Annotated in this window: 30 protein-coding genes; 20 read left to right on the forward strand and 10 right to left on the reverse strand. The window is 76.2% G+C overall.

The window, feature by feature from the left end; translation table 11 throughout:
* Nucleotides 1-2 precede the first annotated feature (2 nt).
* Genes ACH436_RS18500 through ACH436_RS18515 form a run of 4 tightly spaced genes read left to right on the forward strand, consistent with a single transcriptional unit; the run spans nt 3 to nt 3,173 of the window.
* Complete coding sequence (locus tag ACH436_RS18500) at nt 3-851, forward strand: phosphonate ABC transporter ATP-binding protein (protein ID WP_430561669.1); 849 nt, start codon at nt 3-5, stop codon at nt 849-851.
* Entirely contained in the window at nt 848-1,720 is an 873-nt protein-coding gene (gene phnE / locus ACH436_RS18505) for a phosphonate ABC transporter, permease protein PhnE (RefSeq protein ID WP_430561670.1), read from the forward strand. Before ACH436_RS18500 ends, phnE begins: the two co-directional genes overlap by 4 nt.
* Nucleotides 1,717-2,535 (forward strand): tyrosine-protein phosphatase, encoded by an 819-nt coding sequence (locus ACH436_RS18510; protein ID WP_430561671.1) that lies wholly within the window; start codon nt 1,717-1,719, stop codon nt 2,533-2,535. Before phnE ends, ACH436_RS18510 begins: the two co-directional genes overlap by 4 nt.
* Nucleotides 2,532-3,173 (forward strand): TetR/AcrR family transcriptional regulator, encoded by a 642-nt coding sequence (locus ACH436_RS18515; RefSeq protein ID WP_430561672.1) that lies wholly within the window; start codon nt 2,532-2,534, stop codon nt 3,171-3,173. Before ACH436_RS18510 ends, ACH436_RS18515 begins: the two co-directional genes overlap by 4 nt.
* Before the next feature lie 92 nt (nt 3,174-3,265).
* Here the strand turns inward: ACH436_RS18515 and ACH436_RS18520 are convergent, their stop codons facing one another.
* A complete protein-coding gene (locus tag ACH436_RS18520) occupies nt 3,266-3,610 on the reverse strand; it encodes a TraR/DksA family transcriptional regulator (protein ID WP_430561673.1) in 345 nt (114 codons plus the stop codon).
* A gap of 131 nt (nt 3,611-3,741) precedes the next feature.
* Here ACH436_RS18520 and ACH436_RS18525 point away from each other — a divergent pair, with 131 nt between their 5' ends.
* A complete protein-coding gene (locus ACH436_RS18525; RefSeq protein WP_430561674.1) occupies nt 3,742-5,421 on the forward strand; it encodes a glycerophosphodiester phosphodiesterase family protein in 1,680 nt (559 codons plus the stop codon).
* Between the two features lie 102 nt (nt 5,422-5,523).
* Here the strand turns inward: ACH436_RS18525 and ACH436_RS18530 are convergent, their stop codons facing one another.
* Both ACH436_RS18530 and ACH436_RS18535 read right to left on the reverse strand, forming a co-directional pair.
* On the reverse strand, nt 5,524-7,086 hold the full coding sequence (locus tag ACH436_RS18530) for an amidohydrolase (protein ID WP_430561675.1): 1,563 nt from the start codon (nt 7,084-7,086) through the stop codon (nt 5,524-5,526).
* 55 nt (nt 7,087-7,141) lie between these two features.
* On the reverse strand, nt 7,142-7,627 hold the full coding sequence (locus ACH436_RS18535; RefSeq protein WP_430561676.1) for a heme-degrading domain-containing protein: 486 nt from the start codon (nt 7,625-7,627) through the stop codon (nt 7,142-7,144).
* Nucleotides 7,628-7,676: 49 nt separating this feature from the next.
* On the opposite strand from ACH436_RS18535, the gene ACH436_RS18540 reads away from it, so the two are divergent.
* Nucleotides 7,677-8,627, forward strand: coding sequence for a hypothetical protein (locus tag ACH436_RS18540; protein ID WP_430561677.1), 951 nt, complete (start codon nt 7,677-7,679; stop codon nt 8,625-8,627).
* A 39-nt stretch (nt 8,628-8,666) separates the two neighbouring features.
* Here ACH436_RS18540 and ACH436_RS18545 read toward each other — a convergent pair whose 3' ends face one another.
* Both ACH436_RS18545 and ACH436_RS18550 read right to left on the reverse strand, forming a co-directional pair.
* Nucleotides 8,667-9,092 (reverse strand): hypothetical protein, encoded by a 426-nt coding sequence (locus ACH436_RS18545; protein ID WP_430561678.1) that lies wholly within the window; start codon nt 9,090-9,092, stop codon nt 8,667-8,669.
* Nucleotides 9,093-9,173: 81 nt separating this feature from the next.
* Nucleotides 9,174-9,932 (reverse strand): TipAS antibiotic-recognition domain-containing protein, encoded by a 759-nt coding sequence (locus tag ACH436_RS18550; RefSeq protein WP_430561679.1) that lies wholly within the window; start codon nt 9,930-9,932, stop codon nt 9,174-9,176.
* A gap of 141 nt (nt 9,933-10,073) precedes the next feature.
* Here ACH436_RS18550 and ACH436_RS18555 point away from each other — a divergent pair, with 141 nt between their 5' ends.
* Nucleotides 10,074-10,712: a PepSY domain-containing protein gene (locus tag ACH436_RS18555; RefSeq protein WP_430561680.1), complete on the forward strand. Its 639-nt coding sequence runs from the start codon at nt 10,074-10,076 to the stop codon at nt 10,710-10,712.
* A gap of 99 nt (nt 10,713-10,811) precedes the next feature.
* Complete coding sequence (locus ACH436_RS18560; protein WP_430561681.1) at nt 10,812-12,203, forward strand: pyridine nucleotide-disulfide oxidoreductase; 1,392 nt, start codon at nt 10,812-10,814, stop codon at nt 12,201-12,203.
* Nucleotides 12,204-12,211: 8 nt separating this feature from the next.
* Here the strand turns inward: ACH436_RS18560 and ACH436_RS18565 are convergent, their stop codons facing one another.
* Nucleotides 12,212-13,090, reverse strand: a complete 879-nt coding sequence (locus ACH436_RS18565; protein ID WP_430561682.1) for an alpha/beta fold hydrolase — start codon at nt 13,088-13,090, stop codon at nt 12,212-12,214.
* A 260-nt stretch (nt 13,091-13,350) separates the two neighbouring features.
* Between ACH436_RS18565 and ACH436_RS18570 the strand changes: the two genes are divergently transcribed.
* From ACH436_RS18570 to ACH436_RS18585, 4 genes are all read left to right on the forward strand, one after another.
* On the forward strand, nt 13,351-14,019 hold the full coding sequence (locus tag ACH436_RS18570; protein ID WP_430561683.1) for a hypothetical protein: 669 nt from the start codon (nt 13,351-13,353) through the stop codon (nt 14,017-14,019).
* 147 nt (nt 14,020-14,166) lie between these two features.
* Nucleotides 14,167-14,490 carry a hypothetical protein gene (locus ACH436_RS18575; RefSeq protein ID WP_430561684.1) on the forward strand — a complete coding sequence of 108 codons (324 nt, stop codon included), beginning with the start codon at nt 14,167-14,169 and terminating at the stop codon, nt 14,488-14,490.
* On the forward strand, nt 14,487-16,835 hold the full coding sequence (locus ACH436_RS18580) for a hypothetical protein (protein ID WP_430561685.1): 2,349 nt from the start codon (nt 14,487-14,489) through the stop codon (nt 16,833-16,835). Before ACH436_RS18575 ends, ACH436_RS18580 begins: the two co-directional genes overlap by 4 nt.
* A complete protein-coding gene (locus tag ACH436_RS18585) occupies nt 16,836-17,765 on the forward strand; it encodes a hypothetical protein (RefSeq protein ID WP_430561686.1) in 930 nt (309 codons plus the stop codon). It begins immediately after the preceding gene.
* Nucleotides 17,766-17,817: 52 nt separating this feature from the next.
* Here the strand turns inward: ACH436_RS18585 and ACH436_RS18590 are convergent, their stop codons facing one another.
* Nucleotides 17,818-19,140 (reverse strand): serine hydrolase domain-containing protein, encoded by a 1,323-nt coding sequence (locus ACH436_RS18590; RefSeq protein ID WP_430561687.1) that lies wholly within the window; start codon nt 19,138-19,140, stop codon nt 17,818-17,820.
* A gap of 133 nt (nt 19,141-19,273) precedes the next feature.
* A complete protein-coding gene (locus ACH436_RS18595) occupies nt 19,274-20,251 on the reverse strand; it encodes a hypothetical protein (protein WP_430561688.1) in 978 nt (325 codons plus the stop codon).
* Between the two features lie 159 nt (nt 20,252-20,410).
* On the opposite strand from ACH436_RS18595, the gene ACH436_RS18600 reads away from it, so the two are divergent.
* Entirely contained in the window at nt 20,411-21,622 is a 1,212-nt protein-coding gene (locus ACH436_RS18600; protein WP_430561689.1) for an MFS transporter, read from the forward strand.
* 12 nt (nt 21,623-21,634) lie between these two features.
* Entirely contained in the window at nt 21,635-22,030 is a 396-nt protein-coding gene (locus tag ACH436_RS18605; RefSeq protein WP_430561690.1) for a YchJ family protein, read from the forward strand.
* On the opposite strand, the gene ACH436_RS18610 is transcribed toward ACH436_RS18605, so the two are convergent.
* Nucleotides 22,003-22,530 (reverse strand): hypothetical protein, encoded by a 528-nt coding sequence (locus tag ACH436_RS18610; RefSeq protein ID WP_430561691.1) that lies wholly within the window; start codon nt 22,528-22,530, stop codon nt 22,003-22,005. The two genes, ACH436_RS18605 and ACH436_RS18610, sit on opposite strands and share 28 nt — an antisense overlap.
* The gene (locus ACH436_RS18615) at nt 22,521-23,099 is read right to left on the reverse strand and encodes an RNA polymerase sigma factor (protein ID WP_430561692.1); all 579 of its coding nucleotides are present in this window, start codon (nt 23,097-23,099) and stop codon (nt 22,521-22,523) included. Before ACH436_RS18615 ends, ACH436_RS18610 begins: the two co-directional genes overlap by 10 nt.
* Nucleotides 23,100-23,233: 134 nt before the next feature.
* Between ACH436_RS18615 and ACH436_RS18620 the strand changes: the two genes are divergently transcribed.
* From ACH436_RS18620 to ACH436_RS18645, 6 genes are read left to right on the forward strand one after another with little or no spacing between them, the layout of a single operon-like run.
* Nucleotides 23,234-23,755 carry an Asp23/Gls24 family envelope stress response protein gene (locus tag ACH436_RS18620; protein ID WP_430561693.1) on the forward strand — a complete coding sequence of 174 codons (522 nt, stop codon included), beginning with the start codon at nt 23,234-23,236 and terminating at the stop codon, nt 23,753-23,755.
* Nucleotides 23,752-24,162 carry a hypothetical protein gene (locus tag ACH436_RS18625; protein WP_430561694.1) on the forward strand — a complete coding sequence of 137 codons (411 nt, stop codon included), beginning with the start codon at nt 23,752-23,754 and terminating at the stop codon, nt 24,160-24,162. The genes ACH436_RS18620 and ACH436_RS18625 overlap by 4 nt, the downstream gene beginning before the upstream one ends.
* Entirely contained in the window at nt 24,159-24,341 is a 183-nt protein-coding gene (locus tag ACH436_RS18630) for a DUF2273 domain-containing protein (RefSeq protein WP_430561695.1), read from the forward strand. Before ACH436_RS18625 ends, ACH436_RS18630 begins: the two co-directional genes overlap by 4 nt.
* Entirely contained in the window at nt 24,334-24,717 is a 384-nt protein-coding gene (locus tag ACH436_RS18635) for a hypothetical protein (protein WP_430561696.1), read from the forward strand. Before ACH436_RS18630 ends, ACH436_RS18635 begins: the two co-directional genes overlap by 8 nt.
* On the forward strand, nt 24,714-25,298 hold the full coding sequence (locus tag ACH436_RS18640) for a DUF6286 domain-containing protein (protein ID WP_430561697.1): 585 nt from the start codon (nt 24,714-24,716) through the stop codon (nt 25,296-25,298). Before ACH436_RS18635 ends, ACH436_RS18640 begins: the two co-directional genes overlap by 4 nt.
* Nucleotides 25,295-25,885 carry a hypothetical protein gene (locus tag ACH436_RS18645; protein WP_430561698.1) on the forward strand — a complete coding sequence of 197 codons (591 nt, stop codon included), beginning with the start codon at nt 25,295-25,297 and terminating at the stop codon, nt 25,883-25,885. The genes ACH436_RS18640 and ACH436_RS18645 overlap by 4 nt, the downstream gene beginning before the upstream one ends.
* Nucleotides 25,886-25,919: the final 34 nt, after the last annotated feature.

The following is a 25,919-nucleotide window of genomic DNA, read 5'->3' on the forward strand; positions in this document are numbered from 1 at the left end:
CGATGACCACGACCACCTCCCCGGCGCCCACCGCGCGCCCGGCACCCTCCGGCGACGCCACGCTCCCGCTCGTCACGGTGCGCGGGCTCCAGGTCGCGTACGGCGACGGACCGCTCGTGCTCGACGGCGTCGACCTCGACCTGTTCCCCGGTGAGACGGTCGCGCTGCTCGGCGCCTCCGGCTCCGGCAAGTCCACCCTGATGCGCAGCCTCACCGGGTTCGCGCCGGTGAACGCCGGCACCGTGCGCGTCGCGGGTCACGACCTGACGAACCTGCGACGCGGCGACCTGCGGCGGCTGCGCGCGTCGGTCGGGCAGGTGTTCCAGCAGTTCAACCTCGTCGGGCGGCTCAGCGTGCTCACGAACGTGCTGACCGGCGCCCTCCACCAGGCCGGCCCGGTGAACCTCGGCGGCGGGTTCTCCGCCGCGCACCGCCGGCGGGCCCTGGAGCTGCTCGACCGCGTCGGCATCGCGCACAAGGCGACCGAGCAGGCCCGGTCGCTGTCCGGCGGGCAGCAGCAGCGCGTCGCCATCGCGCGGGCGCTGATGCAGCAGCCGCGGCTCGTCCTCGCCGACGAGCCGGTCGCCTCGCTCGACCCGAAGATGTCGCACTCCGTGCTGGAGCTCCTGCAGCAGATCGCGCGCGAGGACGGCATCCCGGTGCTGGTGAGCCTGCACGTGCTGCCGCTGGCCCTCGAGCACTCCGACCGCGTCGTCGGGCTCCGGCACGGCCGCGTGCTCGTCAGCGACCGCACCGACCGGCTCGACGCCGCCTCCCTCGACGCGGTCTACGCGGACCTCGGCGACGGGGACGACGAGGGCCGCGCGGCCGACGGGGAGGCGGGACGATGACGCTCACCGCACCGCGACAGCAACCCCCCGGGCAGCGCGGACGCTCAGGGCAGCGCGCGACGGGGCAGCCGCGGCTCGACCCGCACGAGCGCGAGCGGCTGGAGCGCGCGTTCACCGTGCCCCGCGCCCGCTTCCTCGTCGGGGTGCCGATCGCGCTCGCCCTGCTGGTCTGGTCGTCCGTCGGCGCGGAGTTCAACGTCGCGAAGCTCGGCGAGGGCGCCGCCAACATGGGCGAGTTCCTCTCGCGCATGTTCCCGCCCACCTGGGACGAGCTCGACGTCATCGTCGACCTGCTGATCGAGACGCTGCAGATGGCGATCGTCGGCACCGTGCTCGGTGCCGGGCTGTCGCTGGTCGTCGCGTTCGGGGCGGCGTCGAACATCGCCCCGCGCTGGCTGTACTACCCGACCCGCTGGGTCATGAACGTCATCCGCTCCCTGCCCGACCTCGTGTTCGCCCTGATGTTCGTCTCCGCCGTCGGGCTGGGGCCGTTCGCCGGCATCCTCGCCATGACTGTCGGCTCCGTCGGCTCCATCGGCAAGGTCTTCGCCGAGGCCATGGAGGCCGTCGACCGCGGGCCCGTCACCGCCATGCAGGCCGTCGGGGCGTCGCGGCGGCAGGTCGTCCAGTACGGCGTCCTGCCGCAGGCCGGGCCGATGCTCGTCTCCTACACGCTCCTGCTGTTCGAGGGGAACGTGCGCGGCGCGACCATCCTCGGCATGGTCGGCGCCGGCGGCATCGGCCTGGAGCTCACCACCGCCATGAAGATGTACGACTACGGGCACCTGTCCGCGATCGTCATCTGCATCATCGTGCTGGTCACGGTCATCGACCAGGCCAGCGCCGTCATCCGAAGGAAGATCACGTGACCCTCACCGACAGCCCCGCCGACGCCACCACCCTCGCCCTCAGCGCCCCCGTCAACCTGCGCGACCTCGGCGGCATCGCCGTCGACGGCGGCGCCGTACGTCCCGGGTTCGCGCTCCGCGCCGACGACCTCGCGATCGTCACGCCCGACGCCGCCGACGCGCTCGTCGACGGCGGCCTGCGCGCCGTCATCGACCTGCGTTCGGCCGACGAGGTGGCCCTCACGGGCCGCGGCCCCCTCGGCGCGCAGCGTTCCGTGACCTACCACCACGTACCGCTGATGGCGGACATCGGGCGGGCGACGGACGACGCCGCGACCCTCCCCGACGGCACCTCCGCCACCGACCTGATCGACCAGCGCCGGTTCGGCCGCATGTACGTGCGCATGTACGAGGACGCGGCCCCGCAGATCGTCACGGCGCTCGCGATCATCGCCCACGCCCCCGGGGCGGTCGCGTTCCACTGCGCCGCCGGCCAGGACCGCACGGGCGTGCTCGCCGCGTCGCTGCTCCTCGCGCTCGGCGCGGAGCAGGACGACATCGTCACGGACTACGCGCGGACCGGCGAGAACTCGGCCGCGATCATGGAGCGCATCGCGCCCCTGATGCAGCCGCTGATGCGCCGGTACGGCCTCGACCTCGACGAGGCGGCACGCGCCGCCGTCCGCGCCGAGTTCTCCCCCGAGCCGATGCGCGAGCTGTTCGCGGCGCTGGCCGAGCGGCACGGCGACCCGCTGGCCCCGCTGCGTGCGGCGGGCCTGACCGACGGGCTGATCGCCCGGCTGCGCGAGCGTGCCGTCGCCCCGGAGGCCGCGTGACCGTCGTCCCGACCGGGCGCCCCGGGGTCGCGGCCGAGCGCCGCGACCCCGGTCGTCGACCCGGACGGCCGCGCGCCGAGGGTCACGACGAGCGGATCCTCGACGCCGCCGTCGCCCTCCTGGAGCGGGGCGAGGACGTGACCGTCAGCCGGGTGGTCGCGGCGAGCGGCGTCAGCCGGGCCGCCATCTACCGGCGGTGGCCGAGCATGACCGACCTCGTCGCTGCCGCCCTCGACGTCGGTCGCGAGCCGTACGCCATCCCGCTCGAGGGCGACCTGCTGGAGAACCTGCTGAGCGCGCTCACCCCCGGCGCGCAGCCCGCGGGCCGGGACTACCCCGAGGAGCGGTTCCGGCTGCGCGTCCGCCTCGCCATGACGGACCGCAAGCTCGCGCAGGCGTACTGGCGCTCGCACGTCGCCCGGCGCCGGGGAGCCATGGTCGCGCTGCTGCGGGCCGGCGTCGCACGCGGCGAGCTGCGTCCCGACCTCGACGTCGACGCCTGCATCGACCTGATCAACGGCGTCTTCTACTACCAGCCGGTGGTGCGCGGGGCCGCGCTCGACGACCCCGAGGTGCTCGCCCGCTGCCGCGAGGCCGTGCGCGTCGCCTGGCGGGGCATGAGCGTCGACGCCCGCTGACTCACGCTCGGCGCGGCAGTTCACGCCCGGCGCGGCAGTTCGAACTGCCGACGTGAGGCGAAAGTGCCGCGCCGAGCGTCGTCCGGAGCCGCTCAGCGCGCATGCTCGACGCAGCGGGTGGCGGCGGGCCTCGCCTCCAGGCGCGCGGCGGGGATGGGCCGGCCGCAGACCTCGCACACGCCGTACGTCCCCGCCGCCACGCGGTCGAGCGCGGCCAGCAGCTCGCGCCGCTCCGTCTCCGCGCCGGCGGCGAGCGCCGACGCCTGCTGGCGCTCCCAGGCGAGCGTGGCGCCCTCGGGGTCGTGCTCGTCGTCGGCGTTGGAGTCGCGCGCCGACTCGACGATGCCGTCGACGGCGCGACGCTGCGCCACGACGCGCTCCTCCACCTCCGCGAGCCGCGCCCGCAGGCGGGTCTCGGCGTCCGTGGGGTCGGTCATCCCCGCAGTCTCGCACCGGCACCGGAAGTTCTCCCGACCGTCATCGACGGGCCACGCGTCCGACCCCGGGCCGGACACCCCGGCTTCCTAGCGTCCCCGGCGACCCGCCAGGAACCGCCAGGAGGACCACCATGACCGCCCGCCGCCGCATCCTGCTCGCCCCGCCCGGGACGCGCACCGTCCCCGCCTCGCTCGCGTTCGCCGTCGCCGCCGGGGTGTCCGTCGCCTCGTTCGGCGCGACCCTCGTCGCACCCCCCGTGGCGACCGCCGCGGTGCCCGCCGCGCCGCTCGCGGCGGAGCCCGGCGACGTCGCCTACGCCCAGGACTTCGACGACGTCGCGGACGGCTCCCTGCCGGACGGCTGGCGCGTCGGGGCGGGCGACTGGTCGGTCCAGGACGGCCGGCTCGTGGGCGAGGCGTCGAGCATCGGGCGCGTCACGTTCGGCCCGCACCTGGAGAACTACCGCCTCGAGGCCACCGTGCGCTTCGACGCCGTCAACAACGCGACCCGCTGGCTCGCGCCGATCCTCGACATCGACCCCGCCGGCGGCGTGCCGTGGTGGCAGGCGGCCATGCGCTCCACCACGACGGCGAGCAACGGCATCGAGCTGGCCGAGCGCACCTCGGGGAACGCGTGGAACGTGCCCGCGACGGCGTCCGCACCGTCGGACGCCGGCGTCGGCAAGGACGTGCGCATCGCGATCGAGGTGCAGGGGAACCACGCCACCTGGGTGTACGACGGCCAGGAGGTGCTCGAGGGACGCATCGGCCGCACCGACGACGGCGTGCTCGGCTTCTCCGCCGACGGCGCGCGCGTCAGCATCGACGACGTCGTCGTCACCGAGATCGAGGCGAAGCCGGTGGTGAACGAGCCCGGCGACCTGCCCGTCACGGCCGCGCACCGCGGCTACTCGGCCGTCACCCCGGAGAACACGCTCGCCGCGTACGCCGCGGCGATGAAGACCGGCGCCGAGTACGTCGAGATCGACGTGCACACCACCGCCGACGGCGTGCCCGTCGTCATCCACGACCAGACGGTGGACCGCACGACCGACGGGACGGGCGACGTCGCGGTCCTGCGGTCGCCGTACGTCGGCTCCCTCGACGCCGGCTCGTGGTTCAGCCCGGCGTTCGCCGGTGAGCCGGTGCCCACGTTCGCGCAAGTGCTCGACCTCATGGACACCGGCAGCTCCGACCTGCTGCTCGAGATCAAGGGCCCCGAGACCCGGGAGGAGGTCAACCGGACCGTCGACATGATCCTCGACGCCGGCCTGGAGGACCGGGTGGTGCTGCAGTCGTTCGACGAGAAGGCGCTGGAGTACGCGTACGACCGAGCCCCGCAGATCCCGCTCGGCCTGCTGCGCGGCACCCTCGACGCCGACCCGGTCGCCACCGCGGAGCGCCTGCACGCGACGTACTACAACCCGTCCGGCGCGGCGCTGGCGACGCGTCCCTCCGTCGTCGAGGACCTCAACGCCGCGGGCGTCGGCGTGTTCGTCTGGACGGTCGACTCCGCCGCCGACTGGACCCGGTTCACCGACCTCGGCGTCGAGGGAATGATCACCAACCGGCCCGGCGCGTTCGTCGGCTGGAAGGCCGCGCAGGAGCAGGCGGCCCCGCAGCCGGAGCCCGGCCCCGGCCTGCTCGCCCGCCTGGCCGAGCTCGACCTGTCCACCGGCCAGGCGCAGCAGCTGTTCTCCGCCCTCGCCCGCGAGGACTGGGACCGGCTGGAGCGCGTCGTGACGAAGCACGTCGACGACGCCGAGCAGCGCGACGCCCTGCTCGCGGAGATCGCCGAGCTCCGCGCCTGACAGTCCCCTTCGAGCACGGGATCCGTACCGCCACCCCTGGCCTTGGCGGTACGGATCCCGTGCTCGAAGGGTGCGGGGTGCGGTCGTCAGAGGGCGTCGTCGTCAGAGCGCGTGATGGGTCCAGCGGCCCGCCACGAGCGTCGCGGCGACGGCGGTGCCGCGCAGCGCGTCGGCGAGCGCCACCGGGTCGTCGTGCACCGCGGGTCCGTCGAGCCCGGCGGGGAGCGCGAGCGGGTCGACGTCGAGCACGGCCAGGTCGGCGGGGCCGCCGGCGGCGAGGTCGAGGGGCCGGCCGTCGACGGACGCCTCGAGCGCGGCGCGGACGTCGATCCGCTGCTCGGGGTGCCAGGGCTCGCGCCCGTCACGCGACCGGGTGACGGCGGAGGCGATGGCGACCCACGGGTCGAGCGGGGCGACGGGCGCGTCCGAGCCCAGGGTCAGCGTCACGCCCGCCGCGCGCAGCTCGGCCAGCGGGAACGCCCGGCCGGCCCGCCCCGGCCACAGCCGCTCGGTGACGTCGCGGTCGTCCATCGCGTGCTCGGGCTGCACGCTCGCGGTGACGCCCAGCGCGGCGAACCGCGCGACGTCGTCGGGGCGCAGCAGCTGCGCGTGCTCCACCGAGCCGCGCGCACCCGAGGCCTCGAACGCGTCGAGGGCGAGCGCGTTGGCGCGGTCGCCGATGGCGTGGATCGCGCAGCTCAGGCCGGCCGCGTGGGCGCGCACCATGAGGGGGACGAGGTGGTCGGTCGCGATGTTGAGGATGCCGTGCGCGTCGGGCCCGGCCATCCCGGCGTACTCCTCGAAGCAGAACGCGGTGAGCGTGTTGAGCGAGCCGTCGCTGATCACCTTGAGCGGGCCCTGCGTCACCAGGTCGGACCCGTCCGGGTCGCCGAGCGGGTCACCGTGCCGCAGCCCGGCGTCGAGCACCGCGTCCAGGTGCTGCTCCCACACCCCGGTGCGCACGCGCAGCCCGTCCCAGCCGCCGGCCACGCGCCGGCGCCAGGAGTCGAGGTTGTCGGCGACCTCGAAGTCGACGACGCCGACGACGCCGCGCGCGGCCGCAGCGCGGGCCGCGTCCGCGACCAGGGCATCCGCCACGGCGTCGTCCACCGTGACGATGCGCGGGCTGGCGGGCATCCATTCCTCCTCGCGCAGCAGCCCGGTGGGGTGCTCCGCGATGCCGAGGAAGCGCAGGCCCGCGGTCGAGGCCCACGCGCTGTGCAGGTCCCCGGACAGCAGGACGACCGGCACGTCCGCCGTCCCCGCCTCGGCCACCGCGGCGTCGAGCACCGCGGCCGTCGGGTCGTCCGGCCAGGTGGCCCACCGGAAGCCGTAGCCGACCAGCGGCGCGCCGCCGGCAGGCGGGGCGGCCCGGTCCAGACGGTCGCGCACGAGGGCGGCGGCGTGCGCGGCGCTCGTCGCGGCCGACACGTCGAGGCGCTGGCGCACCATCGCCCACTGCGTGAGGTGGGTGTGCGCGTCCCACAGGCCGGGCACCACCGTGCGCCCGTCGACGTCGACCTGCTCGGGCAGCGTCGAGACGGGCACCGGGGCGGGAGCGCCCGCAGGGACCACCGCGGCGATCCGCCCGTCGTCGAGCAGCAGGTCGACGGGCCGGTCGGGGCGGCCCGCGAGGCGGGCGTTCGTCAGGAGCAGCGCGGGCACGGGGCCACCGTAGACGGCGGAGGGCCGTGCGGTGCCCCGGGCCGGGCCGCGGCGGTCAGGCGCCGCCGGCGGCGTGCACGCGCAGGGCCTCGACGACCAGGGCGTGGTCGTCGGCCTGCGGCAGCCCGGACACCGTGACGACGCCGACGGCCCCGACGCCCTCGACCCGCACGGGGAACGCCCCGCCGTGCGCGGCGTACTCCTGCAACGGCAGCTGGTGCTTGGCGTTGAAGTCCTCGCCCCGGGCCCGGGCGCGCAGGCCGGTGAGGTACGACGACGCACCGAACCGCTCCACGACGCGCACCTTGCGCTGCACCCACGTGTCGTTGTCCGGCGTGGTGCCCTCGCGCGCCGCGTGGAACACCTGCTGCGGCCCCTTGCGGACGTCCACCGTGACGGCCAGGCCGCGCTCGGCGGCGAGCTCGACGAGCAGGCAGCCGAGCTGCCACGCGTCGTCGTGCGTGAACCGGGTGAGCACGAGCTCGCGCTCCTGCTGCTCCACCTCGGCGACCAGGGCTGCGACGTCCTGAGTGTTCCCCATGGGCCCAGCGTCCCACGTCGGTCCTCCGTGGGTCGGTACCGTCGCCCGCGTGACCCGACTGGTGCTCGTCCACGGCCGTGACCTCGACGGACGCGACCCGGAGGTGCTCGAGGCGCAGTGGCTCGGCGCGCTGGGCGCGGGGCTGGCCGCCGCGGGCCACGGGCTGCGACCGACGGACGACGACACGTCGTTCGTCTACTACGGCGACACGCTCGAGCGGCTGGTCGACGGCGGCACCGCGCCCCCGGTGACGGTGCACGCGCTCGCCGCGGACCCGGCGGCGCTCCCCCGGCTCGTGGGCGCCCTGCCGGACGGCGAGGCGCGGTTCGTGCTCGACGTCGCGCGCGAGGTGCTCGCCGCCGCCCGGCCCGACGTGGCGGCGTCGTCCCCGGTGGTCGCGGAGGGCGCGGTCGGTGACGCGCTGGTGGCCGCGCTCGTCGCGGCGCTGGGCCTGGTGGACCGGTACGTGCCGGGAGTGAGCGCCGCGGTCCTGCTCACCCTGACGCGGGACGTGTACGCCTACCTGCACGACGACGCCGTCCAGCGGGTGATCGACGCGGGCCTCGCCGGCGCGCTGGCCGACGCGGCGTCCGGCGACGGGCGGGCCGTCGTCGTCGCGCACTCGCTCGGCAGCGTGGTGGCGTACTCGGTGCTGTCGGCACGCACGGGCGGGCCGGAGGTGCCGCTGCTGCTCACGCCCGGGTCGCCGCTCGGCATCCGCGCGGTCCGGGACGCGGTGCAGGCGCGGGCGCCGCTGACGTTCCCCGCCGGCGTCGCGCGCTGGGTGAGCCCGCGCGACCCGCGCGACCTGCTCGCGCTGCACGACCTCACGCCCGACGCCTTCGGTCTGCCCGCCGGGTCGCCGCGGATCGAGGCGCTGCGCGTGACCAACCGCGCTCCGGGGTCCCACGCCGCGGCGTACCCGCTCGACGACGGCGGGTGGGCCGGCTACCTCGCGCTGCCGGAGGTCGCCGGGCCGGTCGGTGTCGCGCTGACGTAGCGGTTCGTCGCCGTCGTGCGCCGGTACGGCGACGGACCGCTACGTCGCGGCGTCCCGCCAGCCGGGGAACAGCCGTTCCAGCGCGTCGACGAGGTCGATCGAGCTGCCGTCCTTGCCCCCCGCGCCGAGGACCATCGGCGGCCGCTGCGGCTCCACGCGCGCGCCGCGCACCCGGTCGAGCAACGTCAGCGGGGCGGTGAGGACGTAGAACGTGCCGTCGGTCGTGACGGCGGCGGTGCGGTCGTGGCGCAGGTACCAGCCGCGCAGCGACGTGCGCGCCGTCCCGCGCCCGCCGTAGCCCTTGACCTGCAGCGGCTCGGGCTCCGGCCCGGCGTCCGCCGCGACCCGGACGAAGTCGCGCAGCAGCGCCTCCGCCTCCGCGTGCTCGGCGTCCTGCCGCGCCCGCAGGCGCTCCGCCTGCACGCGGGCCGCCTCCGTGCGCTGCGCCGCCCAGTCCTCGCTCACCCGGGCATCCTCCCACCCCACGACTTGTCAGGATGCGCGCCGGGTATGCCGGGCGCGCATCCTGACAACTCGGCGGGCGGGTCAGAGCTCGCGCTCGGCGTAGGCAACGAGGGCGTCGCGCACGAACGTCGCACCCTCGGTGCCGCCGTAGTTCTTCGCGAACCGCGGGTCGGCCACGTACATCTCGGCCAGGCCGACGACGTACTCCTTCGTCGGCCGCCCCTGCTCGGACCCCGGGGTGCCGGGGATGCCGCCGAGCCAGGCAGCGTGCCGGGCGGCGAGCGCCTGCGCCTCGTCCGACGCCGGGTCGACACCGCGGGCGGCGGCGTCGCCCCAGGCCTCGCTCAGCTCCTTCGTGCGCACCTGCCACTCCTTCTGCCGCTCGTGGCCGAGCCCCCGCCACCACGCGTCGCTCCTGGCGTACGCGTCGGCGCCCCAGCGCTCGGTCACCTCCTGTTCGTGCTGCGTGTGGTCGAAGCCGTCGAGCATGTCTTCTGCCATGAGCTGTTCTCCCTTCTCGATCGCGGTCACCGTCCGTTCCACCGAGGCGATCCGCCTCGCGAGCCGCTGCTGCTCGGCGCGCAGCTGGCCGAGGTGGTGGCGCAGCGCGCCGACCTCGTCCGCCTGCTCGTCGAGCACCCGGCCGACGTCCGTCAGCGGGAGCCCCAGGTCGCGCAGCAGCAGGATGCGCTGCAGGCGCCGGACCGCCGCGTCGTCGTAGTGCCGCAGCCCGCCGGGCCCGGTGCCCGACGGCGGCAGCAGCCCGATCTGGTCGTAGTGCCGCAACGTGCGGCTGCTGATGCCTGCGAGCCGCGCGACGTCCTGGATGGAACGGGTCATGACAGCGACGGTAGAGGTTGACGTTGCGTCAACCGCAAGCGGGCGGGCGCGGGGCCCGGTCGCGGCCCTCAGGACGGCGGATGAGGATCTTCACATCCACACCTCATGCAGGGGTCACGGACCTCCCGGAGGATCGTCGTCATGAGCAACCGCACCGCACGCCGTCTGACCGTCCCCGCCGCCCTCGCCCTGACCCTGGGCCTCACCCTCACCGCCTGCGCCGACGGCTCCGACGCCGGCGACGCCCCCGTCGACGCCACCACGACGTCGGCCGACGAGAGCGCCCCGGACGACGCGGCGACCGACGACAGCACGGAGGACAACACGGACGACAGCACCGGCGCCGGTGACGACGACACCGCGCCGCAGGACCGGACCACCGCCGGGCTGAAGGCGATCGCCACCGCCGAGAAGGAGGCCGGCGGCACCGCGTACGCCGTCGACGACCCCGACCGCGACAACACCTGGGAGGTCGACGTCGCGACGGGCACGACCAGCGTCGAGGTCGAGGTCAGCGCCGACGGCACCGAGGTGGTCCGCACGCAGGACGACGACCTCGACGCCGACGACCGGCGCGCGCTGGACGCCGCGACGGTGTCGATCACCCAGGCGATCGAGCGGACGGTCGCGGAGTCCGGCGGAGACCTGGAGGACGCCGAGCTCGACGAGGACGACGGCCGCGACCACTGGTCGGTCACCGTGCTGACGGACGGCACCGAGACGGACTACCGCGTGGGCACCCAGGACGGGAAGGTCGTCCAGGACCGCGACGAGGACTGACGTGAGGTTCCGCAGGCCCGGGCGGACGTCGCCCGGGGCACCCCGAATCACCCCCGGCGCCCGTTGACCCACGCGTGACGCCGGTGGGTCACTGGAGTCATGGCCCGCTCGGTCGACACCGACTACCTGGTCGTCGGCGCCGGGGCGGCCGGGATGGCGTTCGTCGACGCGCTCGTCGACCACGACCCGACCGCGCACGCGACGCTCGTCGACCGGCGCACGGCGCCGGGCGGGCACTGGCTGGACGCGTACCCCTTCGTGCGGCTCCACCAGGCGTCGCAGTTCTACGGGGTCGCCTCCACCCGGCTCGGCACCGGTCGCGTCCAGGGGTCGGGCCCCGAGCAGGGGCTGCACGAGCGCGCCACGGGCCCGGAGATCACCGCCTACTACGCGGGCGTGCTCGCCGACCGGCTGCTGCCGACCGGGCGCGTCGAGCTGCTCGGCGGTGTCGAGTACCGCGACGGCCTGCTGGTCGACCTCGCGTCGGGGGACGTCGTCGAGCCCCGTGTCCGGCGGCGGGTGGTCGACGCCCGCTACCTCGCCCCGTCCATCCCGGCCGTGGGCCCGCCGCCGTTCGACGTCGACGACGATGCCCGCGTGGTCCCCGCAGGGGCGCTGCCCGACGCCGGGGACGCGGCCGCGTACGTCGTCGTCGGCTCCGGCAAGACGGCGACCGACGCCGTCGTGTGGCTGCTCGGCCAGGGCGTCGACCCGGACGCGATCCAGTGGGTGCGGCCGCGGGACCCGTGGATGCTCGACCGCGCCACCGTGCAACCGGACCCGGCGGTCTTCCTGGGCATGGCGGGCACCCTGATGGCGGCGGCCTGCGACGCGTCGTCCGCGGACGACCTCTTCCTGCGCCTCGAGGATGCCGGTGTCATGACGCGCATCGACCCGACGGTGATGCCGACCATGGCGCGCACGCCCACGCTCGGCCGGTGGGAGCTCGAGCTGCTGCGGACCGTGGCACGCGTGGTGCGCGGCGGCCACCTGCGCCGGGTCGAGCCGGGGCGGCTCGTGCTCGACGAGGGCGAGGTCGCCGTGCCGTACGGCGCCGTCGTCGTGCACTGCGCGGCGTACGGCCTGCACGTCCGCCCCGCCCTGCCGATCTGGGGCGAGCGGATCACCCTCCAGTCGGTGCGGGCAGGCTTCCCACCCTTCTGCGCCGCCCTCGTCGGGTACGTCGAGGGAAGCCGCCACGACCGCCCCGACGCCGAGAAGAACGCCCTCTGCCCGCCGACGCCCTACTGGAGCACCCCCGCCGACTGGTCGACCATGCAGGGCCGCGGTGCCCGGGCGGCCGCGACGTTCATGGCCGACCCGGACGTCGCCGCCTGGGCACACTCCGTGCTGCTCAACCCTGCCCGCGTGCCGCCCGAGGAGACGGCACGACCCGAGGTGCGCGCGGCCGTGGAGCGGTACCTCGAGTACGCCCCGGCGGGCATCGCCGGCCTGGAACGGATCGGCCGGGACGCCGGGGTCCTCGCCTGAGCGGCGGCTCAGCCGCCGAGCACCGCGCGCAGGCGCGCGGCGAACGCTGCCGGGTCGTTGTCCGGCGACCAGTCGCTGGAGGCGAAGCCGCCGTGGTCGCCGGGGAAGACGACGGGCTCGACGCCGAGCGCCGCCGCCAACGCCTCTCCCCCGCGGCGCGGCATCGTGCCCGGCCCCTTCTCGCCGACGGCCGGCACGAGGCGCACGGTGGTGCGCCGCAGCGCGTCCAGGTCGGGCTCGAACCAGGGCATCGTGGCCATGTTGCCGTCGAGCAGCAGGTCGCCCCGCGAGCCGTCGTCCTCGGTCGGCAGGCCGAACGCCGCCGGGTCGGGGGCGGGCTGCGCCAGGTACCCCGCGGTGAGCGGCGCGTCCTGCATGGAGACCTGGATGAACTTGGCCATCGCCGGGCCGAACCCGTCGCGCCGGTACGTCTCGACGATGTCCTGGGTGACCTGGCGCTGCACGTCGCGGTCCTCCAGCAGCGCCCACAGCGGCGGCTCGTGCGCCACGACGGTCCCCAGCTCGTCGGGGTGCGCCACGACCCACGGGAGCACGTTGACCGCACCGCCGGAGGAGGCGAACACGTCGACCGGGCCGTCGCCGACCTCGGCCCGCGCCGCCTGCACCACGCGGTGGAAGTCGTCGGCGTGCAGCTCCACCGACACCTCGCCGTCGGCGGCGAGCGTGCTCCGCTCCGTGCCGCGCGGGTCGTAGGTGACCACGGCACGGTCGTCCAGGAGCCCGACCAGCTGCGTGAAGCCGGACGCTGCCATCGGCGACCCGAGCACGAACAGCGGGCGTGCATCGCTCGCGCGGGACGGCCGCCGGACGTCGTAGGTGAGGACGGCGCCGGGCACGTCCAGGGTGTGGGTGGTGAGCTCGCTCATCGGGGCCTCCGTGGCCGTCAGGGTGGATCCATCGTGTGCTGAGACAGGGACGGCGCGCCAGCCCAGAACTCATCGGTCGTCGTCCACGCTGACCAGGCACGACGGCGCCCCGTAGGGCAGGGGCCCGAGGCTGCCCCCAGGGAACGGTCGTCCACAGACCGCCGCCGCGCCGTCCGCCGGGGACGGCACGGCGCCAGGCTCGGCCACGGACGCCCGACCGAGGCGTCCGCCCGACCGACGCCCGACCGAAGGAGCCCGCCATGCCCGTCGCGACGCTGCCCCCGACCTCGCCGCCGGCACCACCCGACCCGCCCTCGCCCGCCGCCCGGTTCGCCCCTCCCGACCTCGTCGACCTGCGGACCGCGTGGACCCGTGAGCGCGAGCTGGCCGCCCGTCCGGACCACGCGCACCACGGCGCCCCCGGTGGGCGGTGCCAGGGCCGTCACGGCTGGCTGCTCGACGCCGGGATCGACGTGCTCCTCGAGCCGGTGCTCACCGGCTCGAGGACCCCGGGGTTCTACCCGTTCGTCGCCCTCGACGAGCGGACCGCCGCCGGCCTGCTCGAACGGCTCGGCGAGAGCGAGCTCGCGACGCAGCGGCAGCATCTCGGGCCCACGCTCGGCAGGGTGCTGCGAGCCGTCGTGCGGCACCCGGACCGCGTCCGGGCGCAGGGGTACGTCGTCGGGCCGCTGCGCTGCGACGAACGGATCACCGTGACCGGGGTGCTGGTCCGACCAGACCGGGACCTGCGCGCGCCGTCCGGGGCCCCGCCGGCCGGCGCGTCCGTCGACGTCGCGCGTGCCCTCGCCGAGCTCGGCGTCGACGACATGCACGCACCGCCCGACGAGGTGGCGCCGTGGCGGGGCGCGAGGCCCGACGGCGCGCCCGTGGGGAGGGCGGGTCCGTGGTGGCGCGCCTGGTGGGACTGAACGACCTGACGGACGCACGGCCGGGCCGCCGACCCCGCGCCGGGCCTGTGGATAACCTCGGCCCTCCTGGTCCCGTCGTCGTTAGCGTCGCCCCCGCGCCCCGGCGCAGGCACGGACGACCCGACGACCGACCAGGACAGGGACGGGATGACCCAGCTCGACCTCGACACCACGGCCCTCGCCACGGCGGCCGTCGACCTGCGCAGCGCGGCGTCGTCGCTCGGCGACCTGTCCGGCGGCGTCCTGGCCGCGGCGGCGACGCCCGACGCGAGCGGCGACACCCGCCTGTCGGCCGCCCTGCAGGACGTCGCCGCGGCGTGGCGCACCGCCCACGAGGCCCTCGAGAGCGAGCTCGGCTCGCTGGGAGCCGGGCTCGCCCACGCCGCCGAGGTCTTCGAGGGCGCGGAGCGGTCCACCGCGCAGGAGCTGGCGGCGCTGCTCGGCGGCCCGCGCCCCGAGGGCGTGGCGTGACGACCGCGGGGCGGCCCGGCACGTCTGCTGGGGAGCTGCGCCCGCTTCCCGGCAGGCCGTCGGCCCTGGTCGACGCCGCGGACACCGCGACGCGCACCGCGGCACGGCTCACCGACTCGCGCACGCGGTTGCTGCGGGTGCACGCAGCGCTCGACGCCCACCGCAGCACGGCGCTCGACCGGGCACGGGAGCGGGTCACGGCGTCGGCCGACGACGCCAGGGCGAGCTGCGGGATGCTCGAGGCGGCGGCCGCCACCCTGCGCCGGCACGCCGCCGGGCTCGCCGACGCCCAGGCGACGGCACACCGGGCGCTCGCCGACCGCGCGGACGCGCTGGCCCGGGAGGCGCGCTGGCAGGCGGAGGCGGACGAGGCGCGTCGTTCCACGTGGAACATCGCGGCGGGCGTCGCGGCGCCGGTCGTCGGCGGGTCGGTCACGGCGGGCTCGGGTACTGCGGGCTCGGTCACGGCGGGCTCGGGTCTTGCATGGCCAGGGGCGGCATGGTCGGGCGCGCAGGCGCTGCCGGGCGATCCGGCGCACGCGCACCTGCGGCTCTCCGCCGCCGAGCGGGAGCTGGCGGCGGCGCGGGGTGATGTCGCGGCGGCGGAGGCTCGCTGGCGCGCGGCCCGGGACGCCAAGGACGAGTCGTCGCGGCGCGCAGCGGCCGAGCTGTCCTCGCTCAGGGACGTCCGGGCGGTGCGGGCGGTGGCCGCCGCCGGCGCGGATCCGGCGGGGTTCCAGGCCTCCACCGCGGCCGCCCGCACGGCCGCAGCCCTGCTGCCACGCGCCACGTCGGGCGGGAGCGCGTCGGCACGGCTCACCGTGCGTGACGACCTTCGGCACCTCCTCACCGCGCACGCGGACGACCTCGCCTTCTGGGCGACGTTCTGGGACACCGCCACCCCCGCGCAGCTCTACGGCGCGCTCGCCGTCGGGGTCCCCGGCCAGGTCGGCCCGGTCACCGGGGTGCTCGGCGGCGCGCTCGAGCCGGGGATCGACGACGAGCTGGCGCGGGTGCTCGGGGACGGGGTCCGCCAGTGGGCGCTCACGGCGACGCCCGCGGAGCAGCAGGAGCTCGGCCACCGGGTCGCGGCGGACGCCGCGGCCCGGGCGGGCTCGCCGTACGCGCCGCGCACCGAGGCGGACGTCGCCGCCGCCCTGCTCCCTGCGTCGCTGCCGGCGGCCGTGCACGCGGGGGCCGACGACGCGCTCGACGACTGGTGGGCCGACCGTATGCCCCTCGACGGATCGTTCACGGTCCTCGCGCCGGTGGTCGTCGCGGTCGCCGCAGGCCTCGCAGCGCACCCGAGGCTGGCGTTCGACCGGCTCGCGCCGGCCGAGCAGCACCGCACCGGGCCTGCGGTGTCCCGGTGGCTCGGCAGCACCCCCCGCGAGGGTTGGCCCGACGGCGGCCGCGCCGTCGCGGGGGCGTTCGCCGCCGCGGTCGCCACCGGGGCCTCCTCCGACGACCGCGGCGAGCAGACGCGGGCAGCGCTCCTCGTCTCGCACGCGACGGAGTCGTTGCCGGCCGGGCTGCTGCGCACGCCCGTGCTCGCCGACGACGCCGCCCGGTCGATCGCCCTCGCCTACGAGCCGTACGTACCGGTCATGGGCGACGCCGCCACGGCGCAGAGCCGCACGTCCGACGCCGCCGACGTCGAGCCGCCTCCCCCGCCCGGCGTCGACCTCGACGCCGAGGCGGCACCGGAGTTCGGCGACCGGGTCCCGCTCGTCGTCCAGCCCGAGCTCGACGCGTTCGCCCTGCGGGACGTGATCGGCGCGACCTCGCGCACCCCGGGCGCGGCGGCAGCCTGGCTCGGGGTGGCGGACCGGTACGCGGAGACGGTCGTCGGGCACGCCACCTCGTCGGAGTACGACGTGGACACGGGGCCACGCGTACCGCTCGTCCAGTCGGGGCTGGTCGACCTCGGCGCGATGACGGGCGCGATGCACGCCGAGACGATCGACGCCGCACGGGCCCGCGTGGCCACCCGGGAGACCGTGTCCGCCCTCGTCGGCACCGGGGTCGGATACCTCCGTCTCGGGAACCAGGCGCTGACGGAGGCCGTGTCCCTGGGGAGCAGGCCGGCGCTCTCGCTCTTCGACACCGAGGCCCCGCTCGACGACGCGCGGGACCACGTCCGGTCCACGGAGGCCGAGCTCGCCGAGAAGTACACCGGCCGGATGCACGAGGCCGTCGTCGAGCACGACCGGGGGCTCGGGTTCGACCCCGGCGAGGCCGCCGTGCGCAGCTCAGGGCTCCTCCATGACAGGAACGGCTCCGGGCCCGCCACCCTCTTCACCTCGGCGTTCGACCAGATGTCCGACCCCGAACGGGAGAAGTGAATGAGCACACCGATGCGCCGCGTCCTCGCCAACCCGAGCGTGACCCCGCTCCTGGTGTTCGCCCTCGTGGTGACAGGACTGTTCCTCTGGTTCCACCTCGGCAAGGACGCGTGGGAGAGCTGGCGCCACGACCGGGAGATCGCGCGGGCCGCCCACTGGAGCCCCGAGCCGTGGGGGCTGACCGCGGACGAGTTCCTCGGCCACGACGCCACCGCGCTGCCCGTGGACACGGCGCTGATGACGACGACGCGGCAGCCGGGTTGGAGCGTCTCCGCGGTCATGCACGACCCGCTCGGGCCGCTGTTCGCCAGCGGCCTCGCCGGCGAGCGGTTCGCGACCTCGAACGACAGCCTGGATCCCTGGACGTACCGTCACGACGGCCCGTACCCGACGGACGCCACCTCCGGCGTCGACGTGGACGGCGTCCAGGTGATCACGTTCGTCACCGTCTCCCCGGACGGCCCGTACACGCTCGCGGACGAGGGCAGCACGGTACGGCAGCTGCAGTACGAGGCGGAGACCGCCGCCGAGCACGGGCTCCGCGACGACTCGCTGGTCTGGAACCCGGACGGCACGGTGCGGTCCGTCGAGTACGTCGGCCGGCGGCCTGATCCCGCCGAGCGGTACAGCATCGCGCTCGACGAGCTCGGGCCCTTCGGCGTCACCACCCATCAGCGCGGCGCCGACGGCCGGGAGTTCCGCACCACGTCGCTCGCCACGGTTGCCGGTGGCGCCTTCGTCGCGGTCGGCGTCCTCGTCCCCGACGGCGTGGACCTCCCCGCCGACCTGGAGCCCGCAGAGCTGCTGGAGCGCCTGGCGGACGAGGTGCGCGCCGACCCGCCGTCGTTCCCCGCCACCGACGGGGCGACGTCGGTCGCTCAGGCCGAGCCGCGCACGACGAGGGAGGTGGGCAGCGTGCGGTTCGGTTGAGACCGGCGCCGCGCCCGCCGGTCGAGCCCGTCGGGCCCGACCGGCGGCATGGTCAGCAGGTCGCGAGCAGCGCCGGGACCAGAGCGGTGTTGAGGTCGGACTCCAGCGTCGTGAGGTCACGACCGGTGAGGGCCACGGTCACCTGGCGCTCGGCGTCGGGCGAGGTCAGCGTGATGCTGAGGGTGCCGAACGACGCGCCGTCGTGCCCGTACAGCCACGCGCCCGGCTCGCACGGGTCGGGCAGGCGGTACACGCCGAGACCGTAGTCCGGCAGCGTCGGGCTGCCGACGGTGCGTGGCGTGAGGACGTCCGTCACGGTCTCCGGGTCGAGGAGATCGCCCGTCACCAGCGCCTCGGTGAACCGCTGCAGGTCCTCCGTCGTGCTGGTGACGGCGCCGGCCGAGCCGAACAGGCTCGGGTCGAAGCCGTCCAGCCCGTACCAGCCCGCGCCGAGGTCGCCCGTGTAGGCGGACTCGCGCAGGAACGGGCCGCGGTATCCCGGGTCGTCGGGATACGCGGAGTGCCGCATCCCGGCGGGGCGGAACACACGCTGCTCGAGCAGCCGCTGGAGGTCCTGCCCGGTGGCGCGCTCCAGCGCGAGGCCCAGGAGGACATAGCCCGCGTTGGAGTACGAGGCGTCGGAGCCGGGCTCGAACAACCACGGCTGGTCGTCCATCGCAGCGAGGTGGTCCGCCGTCGTGTACTCCTCGCCGAGGACGTCGAAGAACTCGTCGAAGTCCTCCGGGTCGTCGGCCATGCGGTTCGCGGTGAGCGGTCCGAGGTGGTCGGGCAGGCCCGAGCGGTGGGTGAGCAGCAGCTCGAGGGTGACGTCGTCCTCGTAGGCGTCGGGGATGGCTGCTGCCGACTCGGGCGCGACGTCGACCACGGGCGTGTCGAGCGACCACGTGCCCTTCTCGACCTCCTGCAGCACGAGCGTCGAGACCATCATCTTGGTGTTGCTCGCCGCCCGGAAGCGGTCCTGCGGCTGCGCGGGGCCGCGCCCTTCCAGGCGCCGCGTGCCGTCCGCCCCGCTCCAGCGCAGGCCGGGCGCGTCCACCCGGGCCACCACGCCGACCGGCACGCCGGCCGCCGTGTCCGCGAGCGCCTGGTCGAGCGCGTCCGTCACCCTGTCCGTCACAGTGTGGTCGCCCGTCGTCGACTCGCTCGGGGCGCGGAACGTCCGGGCGCTCGCCTGCCGCTCCGCCTCCGCGACGGCGTCGGCCACGGCGCGGGCGACGGACGAGCGGTCGGTCGCCGACGCGGCGGCCGGCGACGGCGGTGCGGACGGCTGCGGCACCTCGTCGGCCCCCGCGGGCAGCGTGCCGAGGCCCAGCGCGAGCGCGGCAGCGGTCGTGACGGTCAGGGGCGTGCGCATGCGACGGCGCATGGTGTCTCCTTCGTCCTCGATGTCGGTGCGTCCACCCTCGCAGAGCGCCCGCCGGCACGGATCCGTCGGGCGACGGAGATCCACCGGCGCACCTCCGCCGGAGGCCGGACGTCACGTCGAACTACCTCGGCGGGGCGGGGGCTACCTCGGCGAGGCGGGCGGCGGCCTCGTCGCGGCGACGGGTGGCGTCGGCGAGGGTGCGCTCGGCACGCTGCCGGGCGACGACGGCGCCGCGCAGCTCCGCCTCGACGGCGGCGGCCTCCTCCTCCAGCTCGGTCAGGCGGCGGCGCACGGCGTCGCGCTCGGCGTCGGTGCGGCGGGCCACCCCCTCGATGCGGCCGACCTCCGCGGCGGCGGTGCTGCCCGCCTCGCGTGCCGCGGCGACGTCGTCCTCCGCGTCGGCGAGCGCCTGCTCCGCCTCCCGCCGGGCCGCCTGGCGCGCCTCCTCCTCGGCCGCGGCGTCGTCGCCCTTCCGCGACGAGGCCCGACGGCGACCGCCGCGCCCCCCGGGCAGGTCGGGCACCGCGTGCAGGTGCCGTGACGGCGCGTCGTCGTCGTCGACGGGCGCGATGCCGAGCGCGTCGGGGACGGCGACGGCGGACGCGACGTCGGCCCTCCCGATGCCGGTGGCCTGCAGCGGGCCGACCAGCAGCCCGCTGCGGACGGCCCGGCCGGCGTCGGGGTCGATCATCGCGGCCGTGAGGGTGGACTCCACCTGTGTCAGGACGGCGTCCGACACGGTCGCGCCGGCCTCGACGGCGAGCGAGCGGGCCCGCGCGGCGACGGCCGCGACGAGCTGTCGGCGCTGCCGGGTGAGCTCGCGCAGGCGCTTGCCGTCGAGGTCGTCCTGCGCCTCGCGGAACGCGGCGCCGAGCTCGACCACCTGCTCCACCTGTTCCGCCTCCGCGCGGGCCAGGTGGTTGACCACCCACGCCGCGGTCGACGGCTTGCGCAGCCGCTTCACCCGGTCGGCCGCCGCGTCCTCGCCGTCGTCGCGCAGCGCGGCGGCGCGGGCGTCGCGCGCGGGGACGAACGCCGCCGGCTCGAGGCCGTAGAGGTCCCCGGCGACGTCGGTCAGCAGCTCCGCCAGGGTGGGCACCCTCCGAGAATCGCACCTGTCAGGGCCAGCGCGCGGCATACCGCGCGCGCATCCTGACAGCTCCCCGACGCGCGCGACCTGTCAGGCCGAGCGCCAGGCATACCCTGCGCACCTCCTGACAGGTACGGGGCGCGGGCGCCTAGGATCGTTTCGATCCCCATGACCGAGAACCTTCCTCCCGCGCCGGCGTCCGCCATCACGCCACCCGTCGACGAGCGTCGCGCCACGATCATCCTGGTCGCGATGGCGCTGTCGACGTTCCTGTTCGTCACCGTCGAGTCGCTGCCGTCCGGCTTGCTCACCCTCATGGCCCCGGACCTGGGCCGGACCACCTCCGAGATCGGCCTGCTCGTCACCGGGTACGCGCTGGTGGTGCTCGTCACGACGGTGCCGCTGGCGCACTGGGCGCGGCGCGTGCCGCGTCGGTGGGTGCTGTCCGCGTGCGCGGGCGTGGCCGCCGTCGCGACGACGTGGGCCGCTCTCGCGCCGAGCTACGAGCAGCTGTTCGCCGCCCGCCTCGTGACCGCGACCGCGCAGGCGCTGTTCTGGGCCGCCGTCGTGCCCGCGACCACCGGCCTGTTCCGGCCCGTGGTGCGCGGCAGGGTGATGACCCGCCTCGCGCTGGGCAACTCGCTGGCGCCGGTGCTCGGCGTCCCCGCGGGCACGTGGCTCGGGGAGCACACGTCGTGGCGGTGGACGTTCGCCGCCGTCGCGGCGCTGTCGCTGGTCGTCACGTTCGTCGTCCTCGCCCTGTTCCCCACGCTGGCGCCGTCGGAGGGCGGGGCCAGCCGGGCGCCGCACCCGAACCGCCGCCGGTTCCTCTTCCAGATGGTCGTGACCGGCCTCGTGCTGACCGGCGCGTTCGGGGTCATCACGTTCGTCACGCAGTACTTCATCGACGTCACGGGGTTCGCCCAGTCCGACATGGCCCGGCTCCTGCTCCTGCAGGGGGCCGCGGGGGTGGTCGCCACGATCGTCGTGGGCCGATTCATCGACTCCCGCCCCGTGCCCGTGCTGCTGGTGGCGCTCGGCGTGCTCACGGTGGCCCTCGTGACGCTGTGGGCGTTCGGGGAGCAGCCGGTCGTCGCGGTCGCGGCGCTCGCGCTGTTCGGCTTCTCGTTCTCGAGCGTGCCGCCTGCCCTGTCGCACCGGGTGATGCTCGTCGCCCCCGCCTCGACGAACATGGGGGTGGCGATCTCGTCGTCCATGTTCAACGTGGGCATCGCCGCCGGCTCCGGGCTGGGGGCGGCGCTGGTCGCCGCCGTCGACGTGCGCGTCGTGCCGCTCGCGAGCGCCGTCGTCGTGCTGCTGGCGCTGCTCGTCGCCCTCGGCGAGGAGCGGTTCAACCCGCGCCTGCCGGGCGCGCACTGACAGGAGGTTCCCGTGCTCGACGACGACCGCTGCCCCTGCGGTTCCGGTGACACCTTCGGCGCGTGCTGCGGCCCGCTGCTGCGTGGTGACCGCCCCGCGCCCACCGCGGAGGCGCTGATGCGCTCGCGCTACACCGCCTTCGCCGTCGGCGACGCGGCCTACCTGCGCGCCACGTGGCACCCGCGCACCCGGCCGTCGTCGCTGGAGCTCGACGACGACCAGGTGTGGCGGCGGCTCGTCGTGCTCGCCACGCACGCGGGCGGGCCGTTCGACGACGGCGGCGAGGTGGAGTTCGTCGCGCAGTACCGGTCCGCCGCCACGGGCGAGCGGGGCCGCCTGCACGAGGTGAGCCGGTTCGTGCGCGAGCGCGGGCGCTGGTCCTACGTTGACGGGGACGTGTCGGGCTGACGCGCGCCCTCCCCCGGGCGGCCCGCGCCTTCCCGGGGGTGCACGTCGGCGATGTGCAGGTCCACGGTGACGCGGCGGGCGTCGAAGTCGGCGCCGAGCGCGGCGGACACGGCGTCCGCGGCCGCGGCGCGCACCCGCGCCGCCGTGTCGGCGAGGCGGGACCCGAACCGCACGCTCAGCACCACGAGGACGGCGTCCAGCTCGCCGGCGACGGCGCCGGGGCCGGGGGTACCGACGGTGCACCGCACGTCGTCGACGCGGACCTCGCCCTCGGGGTCGTCGAGCGCGGCCCGCACCCGGTCGGCCAGCAGCGCCGTCGCGAGGGCGAACGTCCCCCCGGCGTGCCGGCCGGCCACGTGCGCGGACGGCCGCACCGCGCGCAGCACACGGTCCAGGACCGACGCGCGGGCCCGCACCCATCCCTCGTCGGTCAGCTCCCGCAGCCCCGCGGCGGCGCGGGCGAGCACGTGGTCGTGCTCACCGTCGGGGGTCACCGCCATGGCTCCAGCCTCCTTTCGAGGTTCACGCGGGCGCGGTGCACGGCCCCGCGCACGGCCCCGACCGTCGTCGACTGGACCCGCGCGACGTCCGCGTAGGACATTCTCTCCACCTCCGCCAGGATCCAGCAGGCCCGCTGCAGCTCCGGCAGGTCGGCCAGCGCGAGCTCCAGCGCGGCCAGCAGGTCGTGCGCCTGCACGGTGGCGACGGGGTCGCCGGCGCGGTCGGCCGCCCCGCCGGCGACGAGGTCCGGGGGCAGCCCCTGCACCGGGTGCCGCACGGCGTCCCGCATCCGGCGGCGCACGACGTGCGCGAGGATGCCGAAGAGCCAGGTGCGCACGGCCGACTCGCCGCGGAACCGGCCGATCGACGTCAGCGCTCCCACGAGGGCGTCCTGCATGCAGTCCTCCGCCGCGCCGTCGTCGCGCAGCATGCGGCGGGCGTACCTGTACATCGCGGTGCCGTGGCGCGCGGCGAGCTCGCCGAACGCGTCCTTGTCCCCCGTCCGTGCCCGGCGGACCAGCTCGAGGTCGTCCACGGGCCGCACGTCGGCCACCGGTTGCGGGGACACCTCCGGCGCAGTGTGATCCAGATCACAGCGTCCCCGGCGTGACGATCCCTGGACGGCGGGCACTCACCCAGTGTCGGAACAAACTGACGACGGTGCGCGACGAACGCACCGCGGGCCGAGCACGGAGGCTAACGATGGCCGAGAGCACCCACCAGAGCAGCCAGCAGCCGGGCGCGCCGCAGACCCGCACCGGCGGTGTCGACGACGCGAACCCAAGTCCCCGCGCCTCCGACCGCGCCGGCCGCGCCGGGCGCAGCCCGCTGAGCACGGAGCACGGCACCACGACCATCGCCGACGGTGTCGTCAGCAAGATCGCCGGCATCGCCGCACGCGACGTGGCCGGCGTGCACGCCGTGGGCGGCGGTGCGGCCCGCGCCTTCGGCGCCATCCGGGAGCGGATCCCCGGGGGCACCACCAACTACGCGCAGGGCGTGAACGTGGAGGTCGGCGCGTCGGAGGCCGCCGTCGACGTCGAGATCGTCGCCGAGTACGGCGTCGCGATCGCGGACGTCGCCGAGGCCGTCCGGCGCAACGTCATCAGCTCGATCGAGCAGATGACCGCGCTCAAGGTGATCGAGGTCAACGTCAGCGTCGACGACGTGTGGTTGCCGGAGGACGACGACGAGTCGGACGACCAGCCGTCGAGGGTGCAGTGAGCGTCCCGGACGACGACGCACCCGTCCCGTCGACGGCCGCGCGCGTGCGCGCCGCCGCGCTGGCGGTGCCGGGCGTCGCCACCCTCACCGCAGGCCGGTTCGGGGAGATCGCCACCTACCTGCCCGGCGGGCGGGTGCCGGGGGTGCGGATCGACGACGACGGCGTGCACGTGCACGTCGTCGTCACGGCGACCGGCGTGCGGGACCTGCCCGGCGTGGCGGGGGCGGTGCACGAGGCCGTCCGCTCCGTCCTGCGCACCGTCCCGGACGAGGCGCAGGACGACGCGCCCCCGGCACCCACGACACCGACGACACCCGTGGTCGTGCACGTGGACGACGTCGAGGCCCCGGGACGGCCCGGCGGCGCGGAGGTCCCGCACGACGGGACGAGGAAGGACGAGTCATGAACAACCTCACCACGGTCGGCCTGCTCGCGGGCCTGCTGCTCGCTCTCGCCGTCACCACCGGCGGGTTCCTGGGCTTCCTGCTCGCGATCGTGCTCGGGGGCGTCGGGCTGCTGGTCGGCGCGCACCTCGACGGACGGATGGACCTCGGCGCGCTGCTGGGGGGTCGCCGCCGTGGCTGACCCCGGCACCGCACCCGACGTGCAGGCCGACCCGGACGCCGATCCCGCGGCCGACGTCGCCGGCCGGGTCACCATGGCCGACCGCGTGGTGGTCAAGGTGGCCCAGCAGGCCGCGGCCGGCGCGTCCACGCCGGTGCGCGGAGGCCTGGCGGGCACCGACCTCCCCCACGTGGACGTCGAGCTCGCGGGGGCCCGCGCGCGGGTCCGCGCCCGCGTCGCGTCCACCTGGCCCGAGCCGGCCGCCGACGTGGCGGCCCGGGTGCGGGACACCCTGCGGGAGGAGCTGGAACGGCTGGTGGGCGTGCACGTCGACGACCTCGTGGTCACCGTGGCCGACGTCCGACCCCCGGCGGCCGAGGGCAGGAGGGTGCGATGACGACGATCACCGGGACGGACGGGACGCGCGGCACGCGCGTGCCGGTGCCCGCCGCGCCCGGGTACCGCTCGGGGACGTCGGCGCGTGCCGCGGGCGTCGTGGTGGCGCTGGTGCTGATCGCGTGCGGCGTGGCGGCCGCGCAGGAGGCGCTCGCCGCCCGGTCGCTCGCGGGGCTGACCCCCGAGGACGGGTGGGTGCGTCAGGCCGTCCTCGCGGTCGAGGGCTCGACCCTCGGCCCGGCGGCGGTGCTCGCCGGGGTCGTGGCCGCCCTGGTCGGGATCGTGGTGCTCGTCGCGGCCTGGCGCGGGAACCCCCGGGCGGCGCGGCTCCGCGACGCACCCGCCGTCGAGCTGCGACCGCGGGACGTCGCGCGGCTGTCGTCGGCGACGGCGCAGGACGTGGACGGCGTGCTGGCTGCCACGTCGACGGCGTCGCGGCGCACGGTGGTGGTCCGGGTGACCAGCACCGGCGACGCGACCGTGCCGGGCGAGGTGGCGCACGCGGTGCAGGCGCGCGTCGCGGCCCTGGACCCCACCCCGCAGGTCCGGGTGCGGGTGACGAGCACCGGAGGTGCGGCATGAGAGGACGACGTCGCGTGGTGGGCGCGGACCGGGCGCTGCTGACGCTGCTCGGGCTGGTGCTCCTGGTCGCCGGCGCGGGCCTGGTGGCGCTCGCGTCCGGCTGGCTGCCCGCGGGTGCGGGGCTGCCCGGTCCGGGCGAGGCGGTCGACGTGCCGGCGGTGGCGGACGCGCCCGACGCCACCTGGTGGCCGGTCGCGTGCGCGGTGGCGGCCGTGGTGCTGGTGCTGGTGGGCCTGTGGTGGCTCCTCGCGCACCGCCCCGGGCCGCGCACCGCCGCGACGTCGCTGCCGGGGTCCCGCACGCGGGACCGGCTGCGGGTCGTGCCGGACGCGGTGACGCGCGCCGCGAGCGCGGAGCTCGACGCCGACCCGCGGGTGCGGTCCGCGGCGCTCGGGCTCGCGGAGGAGCACGGCGGTCTCGTGCTCGTAGGGCGGGTCCGCGTCGCGTCGCGCACCGACGTCGCGGCCCTCGGGGCGCTCGTGGACGGCGTGGCCCACGACACCGCGCGGGTGCTGGGTCGCGACCTGTCCGGGCGGGTGCATCTCGCCGTCGCCCGCCGGGGCGCCGCGGAGCGGCTCGTGGAATGACGCCGCGGCAGCGCGTCGACGCGTGCGCGCGGCG

The sequence above is a fragment of the Isoptericola sp. NPDC019693 genome (genome assembly GCF_044389085.1).
GTDB lineage: Bacteria > Actinomycetota > Actinomycetes > Actinomycetales > Cellulomonadaceae > Isoptericola.

What these genes read in the sequence shown, in the direction of transcription:
- ACH436_RS18550 (WP_430561679.1), bottom strand. Translation starts at nt 9,932, where the DNA reads ATGACCCGTTCCATCCAGGACGTCGCGCGGCTCGCAGGCATCAGCAGC.
- ACH436_RS18555 (WP_430561680.1), top strand. Translation starts at nt 10,074, where the DNA reads ATGAGCAACCGCACCGCACGCCGTCTGACCGTCCCCGCCGCCCTCGCC.
- ACH436_RS18585 (WP_430561686.1), top strand. Translation starts at nt 16,836, where the DNA reads ATGAGCACACCGATGCGCCGCGTCCTCGCCAACCCGAGCGTGACCCCG.
- ACH436_RS18590 (WP_430561687.1), bottom strand. Translation starts at nt 19,140, where the DNA reads ATGCGCACGCCCCTGACCGTCACGACCGCTGCCGCGCTCGCGCTGGGC.
- ACH436_RS18525 (WP_430561674.1), top strand. Translation starts at nt 3,742, where the DNA reads ATGACCGCCCGCCGCCGCATCCTGCTCGCCCCGCCCGGGACGCGCACC.
- ACH436_RS18500 (WP_430561669.1), top strand. Translation starts at nt 3, where the DNA reads ATGACCACGACCACCTCCCCGGCGCCCACCGCGCGCCCGGCACCCTCC.
- ACH436_RS18610 (WP_430561691.1), bottom strand. Translation starts at nt 22,530, where the DNA reads ATGGCGGTGACCCCCGACGGTGAGCACGACCACGTGCTCGCCCGCGCC.
- ACH436_RS18620 (WP_430561693.1), top strand. Translation starts at nt 23,234, where the DNA reads ATGGCCGAGAGCACCCACCAGAGCAGCCAGCAGCCGGGCGCGCCGCAG.
- ACH436_RS18560 (WP_430561681.1), top strand. Translation starts at nt 10,812, where the DNA reads ATGGCCCGCTCGGTCGACACCGACTACCTGGTCGTCGGCGCCGGGGCG.
- phnE (WP_430561670.1), top strand. Translation starts at nt 848, where the DNA reads ATGACGCTCACCGCACCGCGACAGCAACCCCCCGGGCAGCGCGGACGC.
- ACH436_RS18630 (WP_430561695.1), top strand. Translation starts at nt 24,159, where the DNA reads ATGAACAACCTCACCACGGTCGGCCTGCTCGCGGGCCTGCTGCTCGCT.
- ACH436_RS18645 (WP_430561698.1), top strand. Translation starts at nt 25,295, where the DNA reads ATGAGAGGACGACGTCGCGTGGTGGGCGCGGACCGGGCGCTGCTGACG.
- ACH436_RS18535 (WP_430561676.1), bottom strand. Translation starts at nt 7,627, where the DNA reads ATGGGGAACACTCAGGACGTCGCAGCCCTGGTCGCCGAGGTGGAGCAG.
- ACH436_RS18570 (WP_430561683.1), top strand. Translation starts at nt 13,351, where the DNA reads ATGCCCGTCGCGACGCTGCCCCCGACCTCGCCGCCGGCACCACCCGAC.
- ACH436_RS18565 (WP_430561682.1), bottom strand. Translation starts at nt 13,090, where the DNA reads ATGAGCGAGCTCACCACCCACACCCTGGACGTGCCCGGCGCCGTCCTC.
- ACH436_RS18520 (WP_430561673.1), bottom strand. Translation starts at nt 3,610, where the DNA reads ATGACCGACCCCACGGACGCCGAGACCCGCCTGCGGGCGCGGCTCGCG.
- ACH436_RS18640 (WP_430561697.1), top strand. Translation starts at nt 24,714, where the DNA reads ATGACGACGATCACCGGGACGGACGGGACGCGCGGCACGCGCGTGCCG.
- ACH436_RS18575 (WP_430561684.1), top strand. Translation starts at nt 14,167, where the DNA reads ATGACCCAGCTCGACCTCGACACCACGGCCCTCGCCACGGCGGCCGTC.
- ACH436_RS18600 (WP_430561689.1), top strand. Translation starts at nt 20,411, where the DNA reads ATGACCGAGAACCTTCCTCCCGCGCCGGCGTCCGCCATCACGCCACCC.